Consider the following 17,858-nt stretch of genomic DNA (forward strand, 5'->3'; position numbering starts at 1 on the left):
TATGAAATGGAAAAAAGAGCTTTTATGGGTTAAGCGAAATGAGTATGGTGTTGCACTACGTATAGAGGAAGAACGGCCGGCAGGTGTTCCGGATGCTGAGATCGATAGTGATTCGGTAGAAGATGAACAGTTAATCAAACCGATAGACAGCATGGCTGCATTTGCTTCGCTCAATCGACACTTTGCACTTATTGAAAATACAAAACCAACATTGGAGCAAGCGGAGGAAGCAGTAAAAACTCTTTGTCATGTATACGGAGCTCCGAATGAAGAAGTATTATTTGAACGCGGTGATCCGGAGTTGATTGAGACGTATAAGCAGCTGAAAAATGAAATTATGATGAGAGTAAACGAATAAGGAAAATCCTCTGCGTGTAATATTTTGGTATCGCAGAGGATTAGTCAATTTAATACACATCAAACATACTAAGCTATTTTATTGATTATCGTCGCGTCCACCTTGCCAATTTCCGCCTTGATGTTGACCTGGATAAGGCATTCCTTGCCATCCTCCCTGTTGACCATGCCATTGACCTTGGTGCATTCCATGATACGGCATTGGGGTTTGATAATGGGGATGTTGACCTGGATGAGTAATCACATGATGGAAGTGGTGATGGTGAAATATCTGATGTGGATGTTGTTGATGGTGTTGCATGTGGTGTTGCTGGTGATGTTGATTTAGATTTTGATTGTAACTCATTGAGCAATCTCCTCCAAATTTTGATACATCAACCTATGTAGAATTGTGAAAGTTGGATGCTTGACTTTATCTAATTGGGCATATTACACGATTTAAAAGCACGATCCCACGCCTCCTTGCAAGAATCACAACTGAAAGACATAAAAAACCACTCCATCGTACAGACCGATGAAGTGGTGAAAAGGATGAGAGTTGACGATTACAGTATATTCCATTACTTAAGAATTGTGATCAACATTTAGAGTCTAAAATATCGCTCAAAGATAAAACTGTTATCGGTTTTTGGTAATAGCACTACAAATAAAGAATTTACTTTTTTTCCCTTTTATTTGCTTCACATTGTCACAGTAGATACATCTCATGATTTTTTTTACCTCTCAGTTCATTACGATTATAAGTCTTATATTGTAACTAAATCAGATGAATTATTCGTTGAAAAACATGAGAGCTAATGGGGAAAATCGACTGGATATTAAGGAACTTAAAGGAGTGTTGATGTGAGTATACAAGCAAATAGATGCAAGACTTTATCGAAGAAGTTCCGCATTGTTGTTATATAGAGTATGATCGTTCATTTGAAGCAAAAACCAATGAATATTGCGTGAGTGAAGAAAGGGGGGAGTTGAAAGAAAAATTCAAATAACGGAAGTTATAACTACAGTTTCATATCCTTCTTCCATTAAGATTTCTTTGATAGTTGAATGCGAGTATAAATGCTCTCGAAGAAAACGAATCCTTTTTAAGACAGACACAGCATGTTGATCGTAAAAAACAGACTTTCCTTGGTGAACAGTGGGTATGAATTCATGGAAGATAGTTAACCAGTTTCTAATTGTAGTTCTGGGTATTTCCAACAACTCAGGTAGTTCGCATAAGCGGTACTTCATAGTGACACCAACCTATTTCAAAGTGAATTGTTTTGTCATAATTCAGTGTATGCTTCTAAATAATAAAATTAATACAAGTTTTACCAGAATTATAATGGGAACAATCCAATCTATTAAGTAACTCCAAAGAAAACAATAAAAAGATCCCCCGACTCCTTGCAAGAATCACGGAGGATCAAACATATGTTCCTATTACCTATATTAACACACTGCGGAGGTGTGAGGAAATGGGATGCAATGATTTATCTAAAGGATACAAACAAACGGCGGCTATGTTGAGAAAGGTAGCTGCTGAGAAGACAAGTAAGATTAAAGAGATTGAGCAGCAAGAAGAAAGTATTCTTAGTAAACAAGATGAACTTTCAAAACTGCAGGCTGATCGGCGGATTATTAATGAGATGGTTGCTGATTGTGAGTGGACGATTGAGTGGCTTGAAAGTGGGCGCCGGCCCGGAAATAAACGGGGGATTGAGCGGCGGGCTGCGTATCAGCGAGAGAAACTAATGGATCCGGTCCGGATGCAGGCGTACACCACACAGAGTTCGGCGGGCAGCCCGGCTAATCTTTCTGACTGGCAGAGGTTTCAGATTGAGGATGCATTGTCTAGGCTTAGCGATAGGGAGCGAGAATGTTATGTGTTGGCGCATGGAGAGTGTTTTTCATTTAGTGAGATTGCTGGGATGCTTGGGGTTAGTAAAGGTAGTGTGGAGGTTTATGTGACGCGGGCACAGAAGAAAATATCGGTTGATTTGCAAAACAGCCTATTCCTCGTGGGATAGGTTTTTACTTTTCAATAAGCTTGGGGAATTTGAATTACTAAAAATATTTTAAGAACAATAAAAAATATAATTGACTTTGAAAATGTTTCCTGTATAATTCTAATTAAGGAGGAGGTAATATATGTCAGATGAAATGGACTTAAAGGTACTTACATTGATAGGTAAGCTTAGTTCTGAAGTAGAAAAACTTAAAATTGAAGTAGAGGACTTAAAATTAAGACTAAGTAATATCGATCCACAAACTGACAATGAGAAGATCTCCTTAACTACAGCTAGAGAATACCTGAAAAAGAATATTAGTGAGAATTACCCCGAACTAACTTTTACAAATGGTAATCGCGCGTCTGGAACAAAATTCACTATCTCTGATGGCATTAACACTATAAATACATTAATTAGGACCTCAAAGTCACACCGAGAGGGGATACCATCTGGTTGGATAGTGCTAGATGAAAATCAAACTGATTATCCAGTAACTTTCTTTGTAATTGAAGACCATGACGGAACATTTCATGCATTTGTAATCACGAAAAGTGGATTTCAAGAGTGGGTAAATCAAAAAAAGGTTGATCGAGCTGGCAAAATACATTTTTACTTGAATTTCATAAATGATACGTGGATCGATGATCGCGAAGGTCTTAACTATAACTTTAGTAAGTTCTACAGCAATTGGTCAGGAGTTATGGAAGAACTTTAATAAACTAGAGGAATGAACTGTGTTTTCTCCTCTTCTTTGAGTTCTATCGACAACAAGATGTTAAATAAAAAAATAGGGAGCGATTTTAAATGGCAAAACTTTACACGCAAGATGAAAAGAAGCTACTTGACTGGATTACTGAGAAGATTGCTACACCACAAGAAATGACGCTGATTGCCCCTACGATCGCTAATGTTTTAAACCGAACTGAAGGTGCTATTAGACAACAAATTGAGGATAGAAAGCAAGCAGCTGGGCATAAAGATTTCTTCTGGGCTAATACATAAAGATCTATTAAAAAGTTTGTAGGGTTATCTTCTATAAACTAAAGGATGGATTCTATGAGAACTTATGGTGGCAAAGATATAAATAACTTATCCGAACTTAACTATTGGAATTGGTTGAAACAAGAAATTACTTGTGATGAAATTTGTTCGTTTAAGAAAACTTATAATAAAACAGAACAAATTATTGTAAGACTTCTCCAATATTACTTTGGTGAGTCGAATAAAACTGGAATTAATATTTTTTGGTGTCCAAGATACAAAGGGATAAATGGGTGTAACCAAGAGTTGGATATAACTATTGAAAAAGATGACATAGTTTTATTTGGGCTCTCAATAAAATCTCAATTTGGTGGAGGTTATTTAGAGCCAAATGATTTGACATTGCCGGTATTACTTGAGCATAAAGAAGATATTAATAGATTTGAAATAAGAGGATCAATTAATGATGTATTACAAGATATTGCTAGAATTATGAATATTAAGGAATCTACAACGCCTTTTAAATCAGTGACAATTCTTTTCAGCAAGCCAAATCAAAAAAAATGGGTAGATAGAATGAGGGGTAAATATTCCAACCATGAATATTTATTTCTTTCTGGAAACAACAACTCATTTTTCTCAGAACTAGAGAGAATTCACCCCGATATAATAAAATATAAGGTGAATAGATAATGATGGTTGAACTTATTTTAACTAGAGCCGCTGAAATGCGGCTCTTTTTGTCGTACACTTGCCACCAATAATTGAGGTTAATGAGCGCAGGGTATTCTAAATCCGACATTACTTAAGGAGGAACTGATTTGAGAATCAAAACCATTACACTTGATAATATAAACCCGAACGGCTGGAACCCAAATGAGATGGACGAACATATATACAGATCTTTAGTTGAGAGCATTCGGAAACACGGTGTGCTGCAGCCGATCCTAGTCCGTAGTGATATGACAATCGTTAAGGGGGAGAAGCGTTGGAAGGCAGCTAATGAGGCAGGGCTCACAGAGCTTACTTGCGTTGTTGTGGAGTCAAGTGATGAGGAATCTAAGCTCTTAACCATCAGTCTCAGTCATTTACGTGGCCGAACTAATGAGGAGCTGCTCGCATCGCTCTTGGAGGAGCTATCTGCTCATTATTCGATTGAGGAGTTGTCCTTACAAACCGGTTTTCAAATGGATGAGCTAAATCAACTGCTTCCTGGATTAAATTCGGACACCGAGCTCATTACCCCGGTCCAGGAGGATGAGTTCGATGTGCAGCGTGTCCTGGATGAGATCAAGGAACCAGAGACCAGGTACGGCGATGTGTGGCAGCTCGGCAGGCATATATTGGTGTGTGGTGATGCAACCAAGCTTGAAGATGTTCAGAAACTCATGGAGGGCGCCAAGGCGGCACTGGTTGTTACTGATCCTCCTTATAACGTGGCAGTGGAGAGCGATTCGGCCAGGTTGGCCGCAAATGGTCGAGGAACAATAATGAATGACGATATGCCCGCAGAGGAGTTTGCGGGCTTTTTGAATTCTGTTTTTTCTTGTTACGCTTCGGTTATGGACCCAAAAGCGGCCATCTATGTATTTCATCCTTCATCATATCAGCGGGAGTTTGAGGACGCTATGAACGCGGCTGGCATTGTTGTTAGGTCACAGTGTATTTGGTCAAAGAATGCTGCTTCATTTGGCTGGTCTCAATATCGTTATAAGCATGAGCCTGTGTTTTATGCACATTTGAAAGGTAAGTCGCCGGCTTGGTACGGGGACCGGAAGCAGACGACTATTTGGAAAGCCGGCTTACCCCAGGAGCTGCCGGAGCCTGAGTCCATTTGGGAAGTGTCCCGTGGTGATGTAACAAAGTATGTTCATCCAACACAAAAGCCGCTTGAACTTCTACAGATACCGATCGGGAATAGCAGTCAACGAGGTGACATCGTTTTAGACTTTTTTGGCGGCAGCGGTTCTACGCTTATGACTTGTGATCAGATGGACAGGACGTGCAGGACTCTGGAGTTAGATCCGGTATTCTGTGATGTTATTAAGAAGAGATTCTATGAGTGGACGGGGATTGAGCCGGTGCTTTTAGTTCGAGCGGAGGCTGCATGATTTTCATTTAAATAGCTGAACATGAACAGATTAGCGATAGAGATGGTGGAACTGTAAAAAGGCCACAGCTCAAAATTTAAGCATATGACCCAAGTATAGAAGCTTCGTGGGGGAAGTTATTAGCCAAACTCTAACTATTTTGCTTTTTTTCTTACGCTAAAGAGTCGGGTTATTTTTAGATTTTCAAATGGGTATTTGTCTTTCCTTTGAAGATACATAAAAAATTTAGTTATCCAATTTGATATAACAAAAATTAGAAGGTAATTCAGAAAGATGTAAAAGAAGTTCATTCCATTATAAAGTTTCATAAGCCCAAAAGTCACCAATGCAGGTTTGAATAGAAAAGATGCAATAAAAGAATAAGCTGTAGCATATAAGTAAAAATTCTTTTTATTGTTTACAATCCATTGATAAAGAAGCATAGATGTAACAGGAATTAATGCAGTATCCAAGGCTGTACTTGAAGATAAGAAGGGAATCACTTTATATGGATAATCAACAAATCCATTAGTTGCAGTAATGGCATCTGAATAATGAAACCATACATGAATGTTGAATCCAAAGAACCCAATAAGCAATGCCTTTTTTCTATCTATCAGAAAGTACAGGGCAACTAACGGCAGTATTATTAAGAAAAGAAGAAGCCAGAACTGCCAAGTATTTAAATTAGAGTAGGCAACCCAATAATCTACTGTTGCATTTGAAAGTCGTTCATGTAACTTATGTATTTGTTCAAATTTATTGGATTGATCAGTTCCCAATTCAGTTCCCGCCTTTGATTTGTTTTACTTAATTTAACCAAATGGGTAGGTGTGTATGTATCTGCATGCAATGAACATGACAGATTAGTGGGAGAAGTTGGTGACAACTGGCTGAATGTGCGTTTTAAGATATACCGTAGGCTTCCATCGACAGGCTATGAATTTATAAACAACATATGGAATAATTAATAAATACATTAAAAAATGCCGGGGAGCCCCCGACATTCACTTATCCGATTACTACAAACGAAGAGACACCGGAGGGTACGGACCGGACACGGAATAGTGTTCCGTCGTTTCTGAATGTGCGGAGGATAAAAGGCCTGTTGGTCGGTGTGCGAACGGCGAAGAAAACGGCTGTGCCAAAACGATCGAAATTGACCGCTTGAACGAAAGTTCCATTCGTACGCCGGAGTACTGCAAAAAATCCTGTCGTATTAAAAGGTACACCATTGTTATTAGCCCATATTACTGTAAAACGAGTGAGTGTTTGAGTAGGTTTCACATAGCGGAATCTCGTGAGAGGCACTTTTTTGTAATTCCCCTTCAATGTTTGGGGAGGACTTATTGCCATTTTGAATCAACTCCTTCGTTATGATTAGATATTTAATGCAAGGAGGGGAGATTAAGACAGTGCGAATGCCTATTTAATTTGGCGGTCTTTTTTATATTCTTAATCATAGCAAAAGAAGAAGGACGCACTAACGTCCTTCTCAGTCACCGGACAAAAGTCTGCTGCAAACTGCTCCCCTTTTCTTATAAATATTTTTTGGAAAAATAAAGGTTGTCATAGTAAGGAAGTAATAGTAAAATAGTCCCAAAATCAACAAGAAGGGGCAAATTGATTTGGACCTTGCTAGTTTGACAGAAGAAATTGAGACACTTAGACAACAATTGGTTCATATGTATTTGGAGGGTATCTCAATGAATAGTGATGTAATCGTATGCAAGTCACAGGAGCTCGATATACTATTAAATGAGTTTCATTTTAGGTTAAATAACAAAATCATAAAAATTTGATTTAGTGTTCTTAGTACCCTTTTGTTCGCATATACTTCTGTCTATAATAAAATAGACAAGGAGGGCGATTTATGACTATGAATTGCTATTTCTGTGTTCAATGTGAACAAATTCATATTAGAAACTATTCAGATCAAGAGTTAATCTTTAAATCGGGCTTCCACTATGTGAATTCATATTTATATTATGCTGGCTGGTGTAATAATCAAATTACCTTTTCTGTCCATACCATAGATGAACATTCGAGAAGCAACTCATTCCATTTGGATTGAGTTTTTTTATTTAAAAAGAAGGACTAGATATTGGTGACGAGATAGACGTGCAGAGGACCTTAGATGCAGAAAACTGTAATAAGTAATTTGTAAAATCAATGATACTATTAACTGATATTTGCTGTTATAATGCCTTTGTCGGGTTATTTATGTAACTGTTAAACGGAGGATCAGATGTTTTCTCACTTCAATGACCATAGTCTTCTATTACGTGCATTTGAAAAATCTCCAATTGGAGTAGCTTTTATATCTTTAGATGGAAACCTTTTTAAGGTTAACCCATCATTTTGCAAAATGTTAGGATATAGCGAAAATGAATTAATAAATCTCGGTGTTCCATCTGTCACACATCCTGAAGATTTAGAAGCAGATCAGAAATTGTGGCGTCAAGTGATACAAGGTGAAATTGATGGTTATCAATTAGAAAAGAGGTACATACATAAATCTGGGGCCACTATTTGGGGGCTTCTAAATGTTACTATGGTAAGGAACCAACAGGGACTCAATGGTTCTGACATATCTATTTCTCAGATTGTAGATATAACAGAACAAAAAAAGAATGAAGAAGAGTTCAAGAAGATTGAAGAACTACACAAGCTTATTTCTGAACATTCACAGGACGCTATTTTGCGTTTAACTCCAGAAGGGACTATCTCATATGTCTCACCAGCTATCCGTAACCAAATCGGATATGAGCTAGATGAACTTATCGGGAAATATGTCTATGAACTATGGCATCCAGAGGATTTGAATGATGGCTGGTTAAGGAAGGGCAATTCCGATCAAACTGATAGCATAATATCAGTTTTTCGACTTCGCCATAAAGACGGACATTATATTTGGTATGAAGCACACTCTAAAAAGATAAGAAATACTGTAGGAGATATTCAACATGTTATCAGCATCGGACGTGATATAACAGAACGAATACATTCCGAAGAATTAATCCGCAGATCGGAGAAACTTTCCCTAGTTGGAGAACTTGCAGCTGGGATCGCTCACGAAATTAGAAATCCATTGACTAGCTTACGAGGATTTATTCAAATGTATATGAAAGAGGACATTGATGGTACAAAGAAATTACGTAATGATACCATGATATCTGAAATAGATCGAATCAATGGAATTGTCAGTGAGCTTTTAGTGCTAGCTAAACCTTCAACTGAGGCATATGAGCTAAGTGACATGGTACAAATATTAAATCACGTTACAAGGTTATTTGAAGGACAAGCAAACCTATATAACGTTCAAATAAAGAAAGACTTCGATGCCCATTTACCGTTCATTCAGTGTCAAAGCAGTATCAAGCAAGTATTTATAAATATTTTAAAGAACGCCATTGAGTCAATGCCTGAAGGCGGAGATGTGCTCATACAAGCAAGGCAAATTAACAATAAACTAAACATTCGAATTACCGACGCAGGGTATGGAATTCCACAAGAAGAAATGACCAAGATTGGAAATCCTTTTTTTACTACAAAAGAAACAGGAACAGGGTTGGGATTAATGGTTTCTATGAGGATCATTCAAAATCATAAGGGGACTATGCGAATCGAAAGTGAAGTTGGGAAAGGGACAGTGGTAGAAGTTATTTTACCAATCGGTAAATACTGAATCTGAATGATAATAGACCTAAAAAAAGAAGGACGCGCTAACGTCCTCCTCTGATACCGGAACACTCCCGGTGAGATCATGTTTGCCGTGGCCACGGTCATACGAACGCATGATCTCTTTTTCATTTTAACGGATGATGGGAGTGTTCGCAATTGAAAGATGAAGATACGAACAAAGAGAATGAAGAGTTGTTACTCAAGCATGAGTTAGCATTAATAGAAGGTATCCTTGAATCCAAGTCAAAGTATCGCAAAATCATTCAGGCCGGCATTGCTCGCTGGGTGAAGGACTTCCAGGATGGTCGAATCGAAATCAAGTCGGTTGAGGATCTAAAGAAGTTGATTGAGATTGATCTAGAGCTGCAGAAAGATGAACTTTAGTGTACATTGACACAATTGACATTGATTAATCTAAGAGTCGAATTGACTCTTTTTTTGTTCCGGAGGTGGGTGATATGTAATGCCAAGAGAACGCAGTCCTGACAGGGATAAAGCTAAACAAATATGGCTCGAGAGTAATGGTAAACTGAAACTTAAAGACCTTGCCGCAGAGCTCGGCCTTGGAGAAACTCAGATTCGGAAATGGAAGAGCCAAGACAAATGGGATGCTTCATTAAAAGGTAACGTTACTAATGAAAAGAAAGGTAACGTTACTAAACGAATTGGTGCTCCTTTAGGTAATAAGAATGCCGTTGGTAATAAAGGCGGTGCTCCTAAAGGAAGTAAAAATGCTCTTGGCAACCGTGGAGGTCATGGTGGGCCACTTGGCAATAAGAAAGCAGTCACTACCGGAGAGTTCGAATCCATTTGGATGGATACGCTTGAAGAAGATGAACAAGAGCTGGCTCGCCAGGTGGAGACTGACCCGATTAGACAAGCGGACGAGGCAATCACACTTCTTTCAATTAGGGAACGACGCATGCTGCAGCGGATCCAGAATTTTCGTAACGCGTTATCTGAGAAGCAGCGGAAGGTCCTTCAAGAGAGAATCACTGTTAAGGATGTTCAGACCATTCACGATGAAAAGACAGGTCAAACCAAAAGTGTGGTTGTTCCAATAGATAAGCTGGTTACGACGAAAATTGAGGAATCAGATATCAGGGTAATCGATGACCTTCTTCGACTGGAGGAAGCATTGACTAGGGTCCAGGATAAGAAGTTAAAGGCAATTGAATTAAAGAACCGATTTGTAGATACTGAGCGTGATCTTAGAATTCAGAAGCTGCAAGCCGAAGTGAATACTCTCAACAACAATACTATTGTGGATCCAGTCGTATTTAAGGATGACCTGCATGAGTGAAGTTAGCTTGCAGCAGACCATTGGCAAGGGTTATGTAGACTTCTGGCGGTTTCGTGGTCGGTACCGAGTTATTAAAGGTGGCCGTGGTTCAAAGAAAAGTGTTACTGCAGCGCTATGGCACATTTATCACATGATGAAGCTGCCACTTGCAAATACACTCGTTATTCGGAAAACGTTCAATACACATAAAGATTCTACGTTTGCTCAGCTTAAATGGGCCACACGTCGATTAGGCGTAGCTCACCTATGGCAGTTTAAGAAAAGCCCACTCGAGGCTACATATAAGCCGACCGGCCAGAAGATCTTATTCCGCGGCCTAGATGACCCGATGTCCATCACTTCAATTACTGTGGATACGGGATATTTGTGCTGGGCTTGGTTTGAAGAAGCCTATCAGATATTAAACGAGGATGACTTTGATAAGATCGACATGTCTATCCGTGGAGAACTACCAGAAGGATATTTCAAACAATTAACGCTGACTTTTAACCCTTGGAATGAGCGCCATTGGTTAAAGCAGCGTTTTTTTGATGTGCCAAATCCTAACACATTAGCTCTAACAACAACGTTTCAATGCAATGAGTTCCTAGGAGACGATGACCGAGAGTTATTCGAATGGATGAGGAAACATAAGCCGAAGCGCTACCGCGTTGAAGGTGAGGGCAACTGGGGGATTGCGGAAGGCGCCATCTTCGAGAACTGGTGTGAAGAAGAGTTTGAATGGCGAGATATCGCCAAGCTGCCCGGCTACAAAGCCATATTCGGTTTGGATTTTGGTTACACGAATGACCCGAGTGCCTTTGTGGCTGCCCTGGTCAATAAGGACTTGAAGAAGATCTACATCTTTGATGAACACTACGAGGGGGCTCTGACCAATGATAAAATTGCTGAAATCATCAAGAAGAAAAGCTACTCGAAGGAAAAGATTATTGCGGATTCTTCGGAGCCTAAGTCCATCGATGAGATTAGGGGTTATGGGATTAATCGGATTCGTGCTGCGGAGAAAGGACCAGACAGTGTAATCAACGGTATTCAGTATCTTCAGCAGTATGAGATCATCGTGCATAAATTTCGTTGTCCCAATGTCAGCATGGAATTGTCCAGTTACGTATGGGATCAGGATAAAACAGGGCGCTTCTTAAATAGGCCAATTGATGATTTTAACCATGCAATGGATGCGCTGCGTTATGCCATGGAGCAGATTCGCAAGGGATCAGGAGTTTCATTTGATTAATAATGTTTGGAGGTGAATATATTGTGACTCCGGAAATGCAGAATATTGCCGCCATTCTCCGTGCCGGCGCTGCTTCTGCCATGACTATCGAAGAAATCATACATCAAGAAATTAGCGACTGGCAGAAGGATCCGCTGCGCAAGCTGATGTTAATCGGCCAGCAATACTACGGATTAGATAATGATGTCTTAAAATATAAGCGGATGACGATCGGCGAGGGCGGCGCCTTAATTGAAGCAGTCAATCTAGCAAACAACAAACTACCGCATGGTTTTATTCGAAAGTTGGTTGATCAGAAGGTAGGATATTTGCTTAGTAAGCCACTGAGCATTCAAACAGAAAATATAGCTTATGAAGACTTGTTGAAGGAATTCTTTAATAAGTCTTTTTTGCGCTTATTACAATCGGTTGGCCGAGAATCAATTAATAAGGGGAAAGCCTGGGTCCATATCTATTACAGTCCTGCAGGCGTGCTGTCGCTTAAAAGAATCCCCGCTGAGGAATGCATTCCTCTTTGGAGAGATGCTGCTCACACCGAGCTGGATGCACTTATTCGCGTTTACGAGGTTGAGGTGTATGAGGGTAAAACGAAGAAAGTAATCAAGAAAATCGAGTTCTGGGATACAACTGGTGTTAAGCGATACGTTCTTGATGGTGTTGGTATGACACCAGACTTTGATTCGGTCGATAACGGGACCCACTTCACATTAGTTGAAGGAGACGAAGAGATTCCATTGAATTGGGCCCGAGTTCCATTCGTATGCTTCAAATATCATGAGGACGAGCTCCCCCTGGTTAAATTCATTCAAGCTTTGGTGGATGATTATGATCGGAAGAAAAGCGATAATTCGAATAATCTTGATGATTTACCGAATAGCGTTTATGTCATTAAAAACTATGATGGACAGGATCTCGGAGAGTTCCGACGCAATCTCTCAGTGTTTAGGGCGGTAAAAGTTATGGATGATGGAGCAGTTGACACGCTTTCCTTAGACATCAATACGGAAGCTTACAAAACTCATCAAGATATGAATCGAAAAGATATTTATGAATTCGGACGCGGCGTGGATACGCAGTCCGATAAGTTTGGGAACAGCCCGAGTGGCATTGCATTAAAGTTTTTATATCAAGACTTGGACCTGGATGCCAATGATATAGAAACAGAATTTCAGGCAAGCTTGGAGCAGCTTCGATGGTTCATTGATACGCATCTAGCAAATAGTGGTCAAGGTGACTTCTCCGAGGAATCTGTTGATTTCATTTTGAACCGAGATATCCTCATCAATGAGATGGACACTATCACTAATGCGAAGAACAGCGTGGGTGTGATTTCAGAGGAGACAATTGTCGCTAATCATCCGTGGGTGACCAATCCTCAGGATGAAATGAAGAGACTGGAAGCCGATCGGAAGAAAACAATGGATGATCTTGCCTATGAAGCTAAAATATCTGGTGAATCATCATGAGGTCTGCAGAGTATTGGGCTCAGCGAATGGAGCAGCTGAACGAAGCGCAGCTTGCAAAAGGTGAAGCTTATATCCAGAGCATGAAACGCGAATACGGAAAGGCAATGGCCTCTATTCAAAAGGATATTAATGCTTTTTATCAACGTTTTGCTAAAAACAATGACGTAGATCTGGCAACTGCTCGTCAAATGCTTAAAGCTGGGGAATTAAAAGAGCTCAAATGGTCTTTAGAGGATTACATCAAAGCTGGCCGTGAAAATGCCATAGATCAACGCTGGATGAAAGAACTAGAAAATGCAAGTATTCGCGTCCGTATGAGTCGGTTAGAAGCATTGCAGATACAAATGAGACAACAAGTCGAACTGCTTACCGCAAAACGCCAAACTGGGGCTAGGAGCTTATTGGGTGAGATATACAAGGATAGTTATTATCAGAACATTTTCGAATTACAGAAGGGAGTCGGGATTGGGGCAAGCTTTGCTAAGCTAAATTCTAGGCAGATTGAAAGCCTGCTTGCTACACCTTGGGCTCCGGATGGTAGTAACTTTAGTCAACGAATTTGGGGTGATCGTAGCAAGCTAATCCATGAGCTTCAAACAACTTTGACGCAGGGACTGATTCGAGGCGATTCATCAGATTTGATGATATCGCGATTATCTGAACGAATGGGAGTATCTCGCACACGAGCTGAAACTTTAATTCTTACTGAGTCAGCATATTTCTCTGGAGCTTCACGCCGGGCTTCTTATGTAGAGCTAGATGTTGAGAAATATAGAAATGTGGCAACCTTGGACAAGCGAACATCAGATATTTGTAGGACGATGGACGGTAGCATTTTTCCAGTGTCGGAAGCCAAGGCAGGGCTTAACTGTGCACCGTTTCATGCGCGCTGCAGGACGGTTGATGTTCCATATTATGAAGAAAACGTGAAAGAACGGGCAGCTAGGGATGGTGATGGCAAGACTTATAATGTCCCTGGTGACATGACTTATCCGGAGTGGGAGAAAAAGCATGTAACTGGAGAGATGGAAGAGCCTGCAGGTGAAGGATTCAATCGAAGGTATAGTCCAAAGGCTTCATACCATGTTGATTTACCTGCCACACCTGAAGCAGTATTAGATGAAATTGCCGATGTAAATAGAAGCATTGTACGGCAAGGATTCAAAGAAGGTAAAGAAATCATGGTAATCATGGACAAAGTCGGTGCAGAGATCGGGCGTGCGGCCGGGGAGATTAATAAAGTAGTATTTTCTCAGGAGATCCATGAGATGCTGCTCAGTTCACCGGCCAGCTCGGTTACATTGACTCATAACCATCCCCGCGGAACGAGAATAAATGTGAAAGATATAAGGAACTTCTCTCTGTATCCTTCACTATTGAATATAATAGCTGTCGGACATGATGGCGGAGTTTCATTTGTGTCCACTCAAGGGATTCTGGTATCCGCTATGGTGTTCCAAGATGTCATGATGAAACAAGGTGCTCAGGTAACAGCCGGCTTACAAAGTAACAAGGAGTATGCTATGATGTCATCAACAGCACAAAGAGAATATTTTGACTTTCTCATTATGCAAGCAATCATACAAGAATTGGGGTGGGTTTATGGAGAAGAATTCGGAGACGCAAAAACAGATCGGCGGTTTTGATGAAAGCTACCTGGATGATCTTGACCCAACAGCTCCTGATTTCCTTGAGAAGTATTTCGAGAAGATATTAGCACCGGTTGAACCTGATAAAAAAGATAATAAGAATTAACAGCACTCACCCTTTGCGTGAGTGCTTATTTATTTGAAACGGGCAAATAGTATATTGTTTCATAATAAAGATGTTTAATTTATCAAATTAAAATATCAATAATTTCCAATATTCATGATATAGTTTACTTACTAATACTAAATAAAGGTGTGACACCAAATGTATAGTAAACTTCAGAAGAGAGAAGAAACTAAGAATACAGATCCCTCATCATCAAATTTAAACACACCTTTAGCTTATTCTAACATTGCTGCCCTTCAGCAGACTATAGGTAATAGAGCTGTTGCTCAAATGATGAAATCAAGTTTAGCAACGACCACCGTTCAACGATCTACTTCTGGAGTTCCTACAATGCCGGGGCTTTCTGGGGAAGATAGGGGGGAGAAAAGGAAAAGAGATGATGATGAGAAGGATGAACGCAAGGAAGAAGCACCGCCTGAGAAGAAAGTGAGACCTGAAAAGGTAGGAGAATGGACTAAAACATTAGCAGGAGATAGAGCAGACATGTGGATGTCTGAAGGTGATAAATTTTGTTTCTCATTCTATAGAGATGACCATGATTATCATATCAAAGGGAAAAAAGGGGTACTCACAGCTTATCAAGAGGGCTTATTTAATGGAGTATATTCTTTAAGAGTTACCAATGGATTAGCAGGAAAAAAGAATAAGACGGTTAGGAATGCAAATCTTGAAATGTGTAGAGCTGCATATACGTTTTGTGTTAATAATATTGTTCCATTATATAATGATTAGCATTTAATTGCTTTTCTATTAAATATAATATCTTTTTTATTTAGGATTCCTGTATCTTCAGGAGTTCTTTTTCTGCTGCCATGCCACTAGGCTTTAAACTGGTAATTCATTAAACCGGACACAACCGGAACTATAAGTGAGGATGATCAAAGATGGGTTGGCTAAAAGAATTGCTAAAAGCTCAGGGGCTTTCTGATGCCCAAATTACTGCAATTGTTGAAGGTGTAGAAACAAACTATAGAGGCTGGGTGCCTGAACATAGGTTTAAAGAAGTAAATGATGCCAAGAAAACAGCGGAAGACACTCTAAAAGAGCGAGATAAGCAGCTTGAGGCGCTCAGTAAATCGGCCGGAGATAACAATGTTCTTCAAGATCAGATTAAGCAGTTGCAAACTGATAATAAAACAGCATCAGATAAATATGAAGCTGATTTAAAAGATATTCGTTTAACCACGGCTGTTAAGATGGCCTTGTCTGGAAAGGTTCATGATCCTGAGATGGTAATAGGTTTACTGGACAAAAATAAAGTTGAACTCGATGATACCGGCAATGTGAAAGCTGGACTCGAAGAACAAGTAAAAGCCCTGCAAACGAGCAAGGCTTTTTTGTTTGTTCCTGAGAAGTCGGGTCAGCAACAGTTTAAGGGCATGGCTCCTGCAGATGGAAGAGAAAAAGGGGGTGGTGGTGGAGATGATCAGAGCAATATTGGGAAGAGATTGGCTGAACAGGTAGCTAAACAAGGTGAAGCCTTAGATAAGGCTCGTGATTCATATTTTCAATAATTTTATGGAGGTTATGTAGATATGAAGTACACAGAAACGGTCTTTACAAATAATAAGAAGGAAATCTTGAAATTTCCGGACCATTACGTAAATCTTGCAGTGATGGTAGACGATACGGGGATTGTGGCTAATGCTGACGGCATGAAGATTGTCCCGGCTGGCACGATTATCGGTAATGGCATTTTAACAGATCAGACGAAGAAAGCGAAAAAGGCAGTAACCACGACAGGTGTTTCCAACGCTGAAGGTGTGTTATTTACTGACGTTGATGTAACTTATGGACCTGTTGCAGGCGCGATGCTCATCCATGGATTTATTGATCTAGCCAAAATTCCTACAGCGCCAACGCCAGAGGAAATTACTGCACTCAAGCAAATTACGTTTTTGAAATAAGGGGGAAATAATAAATGCCAACTATCTTTGATTTAGTTAATGCTAAGAATATTGCAACTTATTACGAGACGAATACTTCAAATGCCATTCCTTATCTGGGAGCTACCTTGTTTCCAGCGAAGAAACAACTAGGGCTAGATCTCAAATGGATTAAGGGTTCAAAGGGATTACCGGTTGCTTTGCTGCCTTCTGCTTTTGATGCTAAGGCAACTCTCCGCGATCGTATTGGATTCAAGAAAATTGAAACCGAAATGCCTTTCTTCCGTGAAGCCATGCGTATTGGTGAAAAAGATCGTCAAGAACTGAATCGTTTAGCAGCTAGTGATAATGAAAGCTACCTGATGCCACTAATTAACAATATCTATGACGATGTAACTAATCTGGTCGGGGGCGCTTTAGTAAATCCAGAGAGGATGATTATGCAGCTTCTCTCAACCGGTAAGATTAGTATTGTGGCTAATCGATTGAACTATGATTACGACTACAAGATGCCGGCTAATCACAAAGTTACATTAACGAGCACGGATAAATGGAGTGACCCGGCTGCAGATATCGTAGGGGATATCAAAACATGGCAGGATACGGTTGAAGATGAAACAGGAGTACGTCCCCTAAACGGAATCTGTACGCGTAAGACATGGAATTACATTCTTAAAAATACGGCTATTCGGTTGGATATGAATCCACTTGGTGGCCAGAACATTATTATGACGGATGCTCTCATGAAGCAGTATCTTCAAAATAAACTGGGTGTATCGATAGCAGTTTACAACAAGAAGTTTGGTCTACAGGATGGCAGCAGCAACTTGTTCTATCCGGATGATTATTTCACTCTTATTCCTGAGGGAGCTCTTGGGAATACGTACTTCGGTACCACACCGGAGGAATCCGATTTAATGTCGGGCAGTACTTCCGCTGACGTATCCATTGTTAATACCGGTGTTGCTATTACTACTATTAAAGAGCCGCATCCGGTAAACGTTGAAACCATCGTATCTGCGATTACATTGCCTTCATTCGAACGAATTGATCAAATTTTTATTGCCAAAGTAAATTAATTAAGTGG

General features: G+C 39.9%; 22 protein-coding genes. 18 read left to right on the forward strand and 4 right to left on the reverse strand.

The features are described 5' to 3' along the window. Position 1: 1 nt before the first annotated feature. Complete coding sequence (locus tag AC3WTJ_RS22380; RefSeq protein WP_492523715.1) at positions 2 to 358, forward strand: hypothetical protein; 357 nt, start codon at positions 2 to 4, stop codon at positions 356 to 358. A 78-nt stretch (positions 359 to 436) separates the two neighbouring features. Here AC3WTJ_RS22380 and AC3WTJ_RS22385 read toward each other — a convergent pair whose 3' ends face one another. After that, positions 437 to 703 (reverse strand): hypothetical protein, encoded by a 267-nt coding sequence (locus tag AC3WTJ_RS22385; RefSeq protein ID WP_492523716.1) that lies wholly within the window; start codon positions 701 to 703, stop codon positions 437 to 439. Positions 704 to 1,338: 635 nt separating this feature from the next. Beyond that, positions 1,339 to 1,590 carry a MerR family transcriptional regulator gene (locus tag AC3WTJ_RS22390; RefSeq protein WP_492523717.1) on the reverse strand — a complete coding sequence of 84 codons (252 nt, stop codon included), beginning with the start codon at positions 1,588 to 1,590 and terminating at the stop codon, positions 1,339 to 1,341. A 227-nt stretch (positions 1,591 to 1,817) separates the two neighbouring features. Between AC3WTJ_RS22390 and AC3WTJ_RS22395 the strand changes: the two genes are divergently transcribed. From AC3WTJ_RS22395 to AC3WTJ_RS22415, 5 genes are all read left to right on the forward strand, one after another. Further along, complete coding sequence (locus AC3WTJ_RS22395) at positions 1,818 to 2,369, forward strand: sigma-70 family RNA polymerase sigma factor (RefSeq protein WP_492523718.1); 552 nt, start codon at positions 1,818 to 1,820, stop codon at positions 2,367 to 2,369. A gap of 121 nt (positions 2,370 to 2,490) precedes the next feature. Continuing rightward, positions 2,491 to 3,066, forward strand: a complete 576-nt coding sequence (locus AC3WTJ_RS22400) for a hypothetical protein (RefSeq protein ID WP_492523719.1) — start codon at positions 2,491 to 2,493, stop codon at positions 3,064 to 3,066. Between the two features lie 89 nt (positions 3,067 to 3,155). Beyond that, positions 3,156 to 3,353: a hypothetical protein gene (locus tag AC3WTJ_RS22405; protein ID WP_492523720.1), complete on the forward strand. Its 198-nt coding sequence runs from the start codon at positions 3,156 to 3,158 to the stop codon at positions 3,351 to 3,353. A gap of 54 nt (positions 3,354 to 3,407) precedes the next feature. Further along, on the forward strand, positions 3,408 to 4,025 hold the full coding sequence (locus tag AC3WTJ_RS22410; protein ID WP_492523721.1) for a hypothetical protein: 618 nt from the start codon (positions 3,408 to 3,410) through the stop codon (positions 4,023 to 4,025). A 128-nt stretch (positions 4,026 to 4,153) separates the two neighbouring features. Beyond that, entirely contained in the window at positions 4,154 to 5,443 is a 1,290-nt protein-coding gene (locus AC3WTJ_RS22415; RefSeq protein WP_492523722.1) for a DNA modification methylase, read from the forward strand. Between the two features lie 134 nt (positions 5,444 to 5,577). On the opposite strand, the gene AC3WTJ_RS22420 is transcribed toward AC3WTJ_RS22415, so the two are convergent. Continuing rightward, a complete protein-coding gene (locus tag AC3WTJ_RS22420) occupies positions 5,578 to 6,204 on the reverse strand; it encodes a CBO0543 family protein (RefSeq protein ID WP_492523723.1) in 627 nt (208 codons plus the stop codon). Between the two features lie 229 nt (positions 6,205 to 6,433). Beyond that, a complete protein-coding gene (locus tag AC3WTJ_RS22425; RefSeq protein WP_492523724.1) occupies positions 6,434 to 6,778 on the reverse strand; it encodes a hypothetical protein in 345 nt (114 codons plus the stop codon). Positions 6,779 to 7,065: 287 nt separating this feature from the next. Here AC3WTJ_RS22425 and AC3WTJ_RS22430 point away from each other — a divergent pair, with 287 nt between their 5' ends. The 12 genes from AC3WTJ_RS22430 (at position 7,066) to AC3WTJ_RS22485 (ending at position 17,850) form a co-directional block, all read left to right on the forward strand. Next, a complete protein-coding gene (locus tag AC3WTJ_RS22430) occupies positions 7,066 to 7,224 on the forward strand; it encodes a Spo0E family sporulation regulatory protein-aspartic acid phosphatase (RefSeq protein WP_492524029.1) in 159 nt (52 codons plus the stop codon). A gap of 446 nt (positions 7,225 to 7,670) precedes the next feature. Then, positions 7,671 to 9,110, forward strand: a complete 1,440-nt coding sequence (locus tag AC3WTJ_RS22435; protein WP_492523725.1) for a PAS domain-containing sensor histidine kinase — start codon at positions 7,671 to 7,673, stop codon at positions 9,108 to 9,110. Between the two features lie 152 nt (positions 9,111 to 9,262). Next, positions 9,263 to 9,490 carry a hypothetical protein gene (locus tag AC3WTJ_RS22440; protein ID WP_492523726.1) on the forward strand — a complete coding sequence of 76 codons (228 nt, stop codon included), beginning with the start codon at positions 9,263 to 9,265 and terminating at the stop codon, positions 9,488 to 9,490. A gap of 79 nt (positions 9,491 to 9,569) precedes the next feature. Continuing rightward, positions 9,570 to 10,409, forward strand: coding sequence for a phage terminase small subunit-related protein (locus AC3WTJ_RS22445; protein ID WP_492523727.1), 840 nt, complete (start codon positions 9,570 to 9,572; stop codon positions 10,407 to 10,409). Continuing rightward, entirely contained in the window at positions 10,402 to 11,643 is a 1,242-nt protein-coding gene (locus tag AC3WTJ_RS22450) for a PBSX family phage terminase large subunit (protein WP_492523728.1), read from the forward strand. The genes AC3WTJ_RS22445 and AC3WTJ_RS22450 overlap by 8 nt, the downstream gene beginning before the upstream one ends. A gap of 23 nt (positions 11,644 to 11,666) precedes the next feature. Beyond that, complete coding sequence (locus tag AC3WTJ_RS22455) at positions 11,667 to 13,109, forward strand: phage portal protein (protein WP_492523729.1); 1,443 nt, start codon at positions 11,667 to 11,669, stop codon at positions 13,107 to 13,109. Continuing rightward, positions 13,106 to 14,755 (forward strand): minor capsid protein, encoded by a 1,650-nt coding sequence (locus AC3WTJ_RS22460; RefSeq protein WP_492523730.1) that lies wholly within the window; start codon positions 13,106 to 13,108, stop codon positions 14,753 to 14,755. The genes AC3WTJ_RS22455 and AC3WTJ_RS22460 overlap by 4 nt, the downstream gene beginning before the upstream one ends. Continuing rightward, positions 14,712 to 14,864 carry a hypothetical protein gene (locus AC3WTJ_RS22465; protein WP_492523731.1) on the forward strand — a complete coding sequence of 51 codons (153 nt, stop codon included), beginning with the start codon at positions 14,712 to 14,714 and terminating at the stop codon, positions 14,862 to 14,864. Before AC3WTJ_RS22460 ends, AC3WTJ_RS22465 begins: the two co-directional genes overlap by 44 nt. Before the next feature lie 159 nt (positions 14,865 to 15,023). Beyond that, complete coding sequence (locus AC3WTJ_RS22470) at positions 15,024 to 15,617, forward strand: hypothetical protein (protein ID WP_492523732.1); 594 nt, start codon at positions 15,024 to 15,026, stop codon at positions 15,615 to 15,617. Between the two features lie 152 nt (positions 15,618 to 15,769). Then, complete coding sequence (locus AC3WTJ_RS22475; RefSeq protein ID WP_492523733.1) at positions 15,770 to 16,399, forward strand: phage scaffolding protein; 630 nt, start codon at positions 15,770 to 15,772, stop codon at positions 16,397 to 16,399. Between the two features lie 21 nt (positions 16,400 to 16,420). Then, the gene (locus tag AC3WTJ_RS22480; RefSeq protein WP_492523734.1) at positions 16,421 to 16,792 is read left to right on the forward strand and encodes a hypothetical protein; all 372 of its coding nucleotides are present in this window, start codon (positions 16,421 to 16,423) and stop codon (positions 16,790 to 16,792) included. Between the two features lie 14 nt (positions 16,793 to 16,806). Next, positions 16,807 to 17,850 (forward strand): major capsid protein, encoded by a 1,044-nt coding sequence (locus AC3WTJ_RS22485; protein ID WP_492523735.1) that lies wholly within the window; start codon positions 16,807 to 16,809, stop codon positions 17,848 to 17,850. Positions 17,851 to 17,858: the final 8 nt, after the last annotated feature.

It is taken from the genome of Paenibacillus sp. FW101-FHT12H11, from assembly GCF_058790355.1.

Coding starts and splice junctions, on each gene's coding strand:
- AC3WTJ_RS22380 (WP_492523715.1), top strand. CDS start 2: ATGAAATGGAAAAAAGAGCTTTTATGGGTTAAGCGAAATGAGTATGGT.
- AC3WTJ_RS22385 (WP_492523716.1), bottom strand. CDS start 703: ATGAGTTACAATCAAAATCTAAATCAACATCACCAGCAACACCACATG.
- AC3WTJ_RS22390 (WP_492523717.1), bottom strand. CDS start 1,590: ATGAAGTACCGCTTATGCGAACTACCTGAGTTGTTGGAAATACCCAGA.
- AC3WTJ_RS22395 (WP_492523718.1), top strand. CDS start 1,818: ATGGGATGCAATGATTTATCTAAAGGATACAAACAAACGGCGGCTATG.
- AC3WTJ_RS22400 (WP_492523719.1), top strand. CDS start 2,491: ATGTCAGATGAAATGGACTTAAAGGTACTTACATTGATAGGTAAGCTT.
- AC3WTJ_RS22405 (WP_492523720.1), top strand. CDS start 3,156: ATGGCAAAACTTTACACGCAAGATGAAAAGAAGCTACTTGACTGGATT.
- AC3WTJ_RS22410 (WP_492523721.1), top strand. CDS start 3,408: ATGAGAACTTATGGTGGCAAAGATATAAATAACTTATCCGAACTTAAC.
- AC3WTJ_RS22425 (WP_492523724.1), bottom strand. CDS start 6,778: ATGGCAATAAGTCCTCCCCAAACATTGAAGGGGAATTACAAAAAAGTG.
- AC3WTJ_RS22435 (WP_492523725.1), top strand. CDS start 7,671: ATGTTTTCTCACTTCAATGACCATAGTCTTCTATTACGTGCATTTGAA.
- AC3WTJ_RS22445 (WP_492523727.1), top strand. CDS start 9,570: ATGCCAAGAGAACGCAGTCCTGACAGGGATAAAGCTAAACAAATATGG.
- AC3WTJ_RS22450 (WP_492523728.1), top strand. CDS start 10,402: ATGAGTGAAGTTAGCTTGCAGCAGACCATTGGCAAGGGTTATGTAGAC.
- AC3WTJ_RS22460 (WP_492523730.1), top strand. CDS start 13,106: ATGAGGTCTGCAGAGTATTGGGCTCAGCGAATGGAGCAGCTGAACGAA.
- AC3WTJ_RS22465 (WP_492523731.1), top strand. CDS start 14,712: ATGGAGAAGAATTCGGAGACGCAAAAACAGATCGGCGGTTTTGATGAA.
- AC3WTJ_RS22470 (WP_492523732.1), top strand. CDS start 15,024: ATGTATAGTAAACTTCAGAAGAGAGAAGAAACTAAGAATACAGATCCC.
- AC3WTJ_RS22475 (WP_492523733.1), top strand. CDS start 15,770: ATGGGTTGGCTAAAAGAATTGCTAAAAGCTCAGGGGCTTTCTGATGCC.
- AC3WTJ_RS22480 (WP_492523734.1), top strand. CDS start 16,421: ATGAAGTACACAGAAACGGTCTTTACAAATAATAAGAAGGAAATCTTG.
- AC3WTJ_RS22485 (WP_492523735.1), top strand. CDS start 16,807: ATGCCAACTATCTTTGATTTAGTTAATGCTAAGAATATTGCAACTTAT.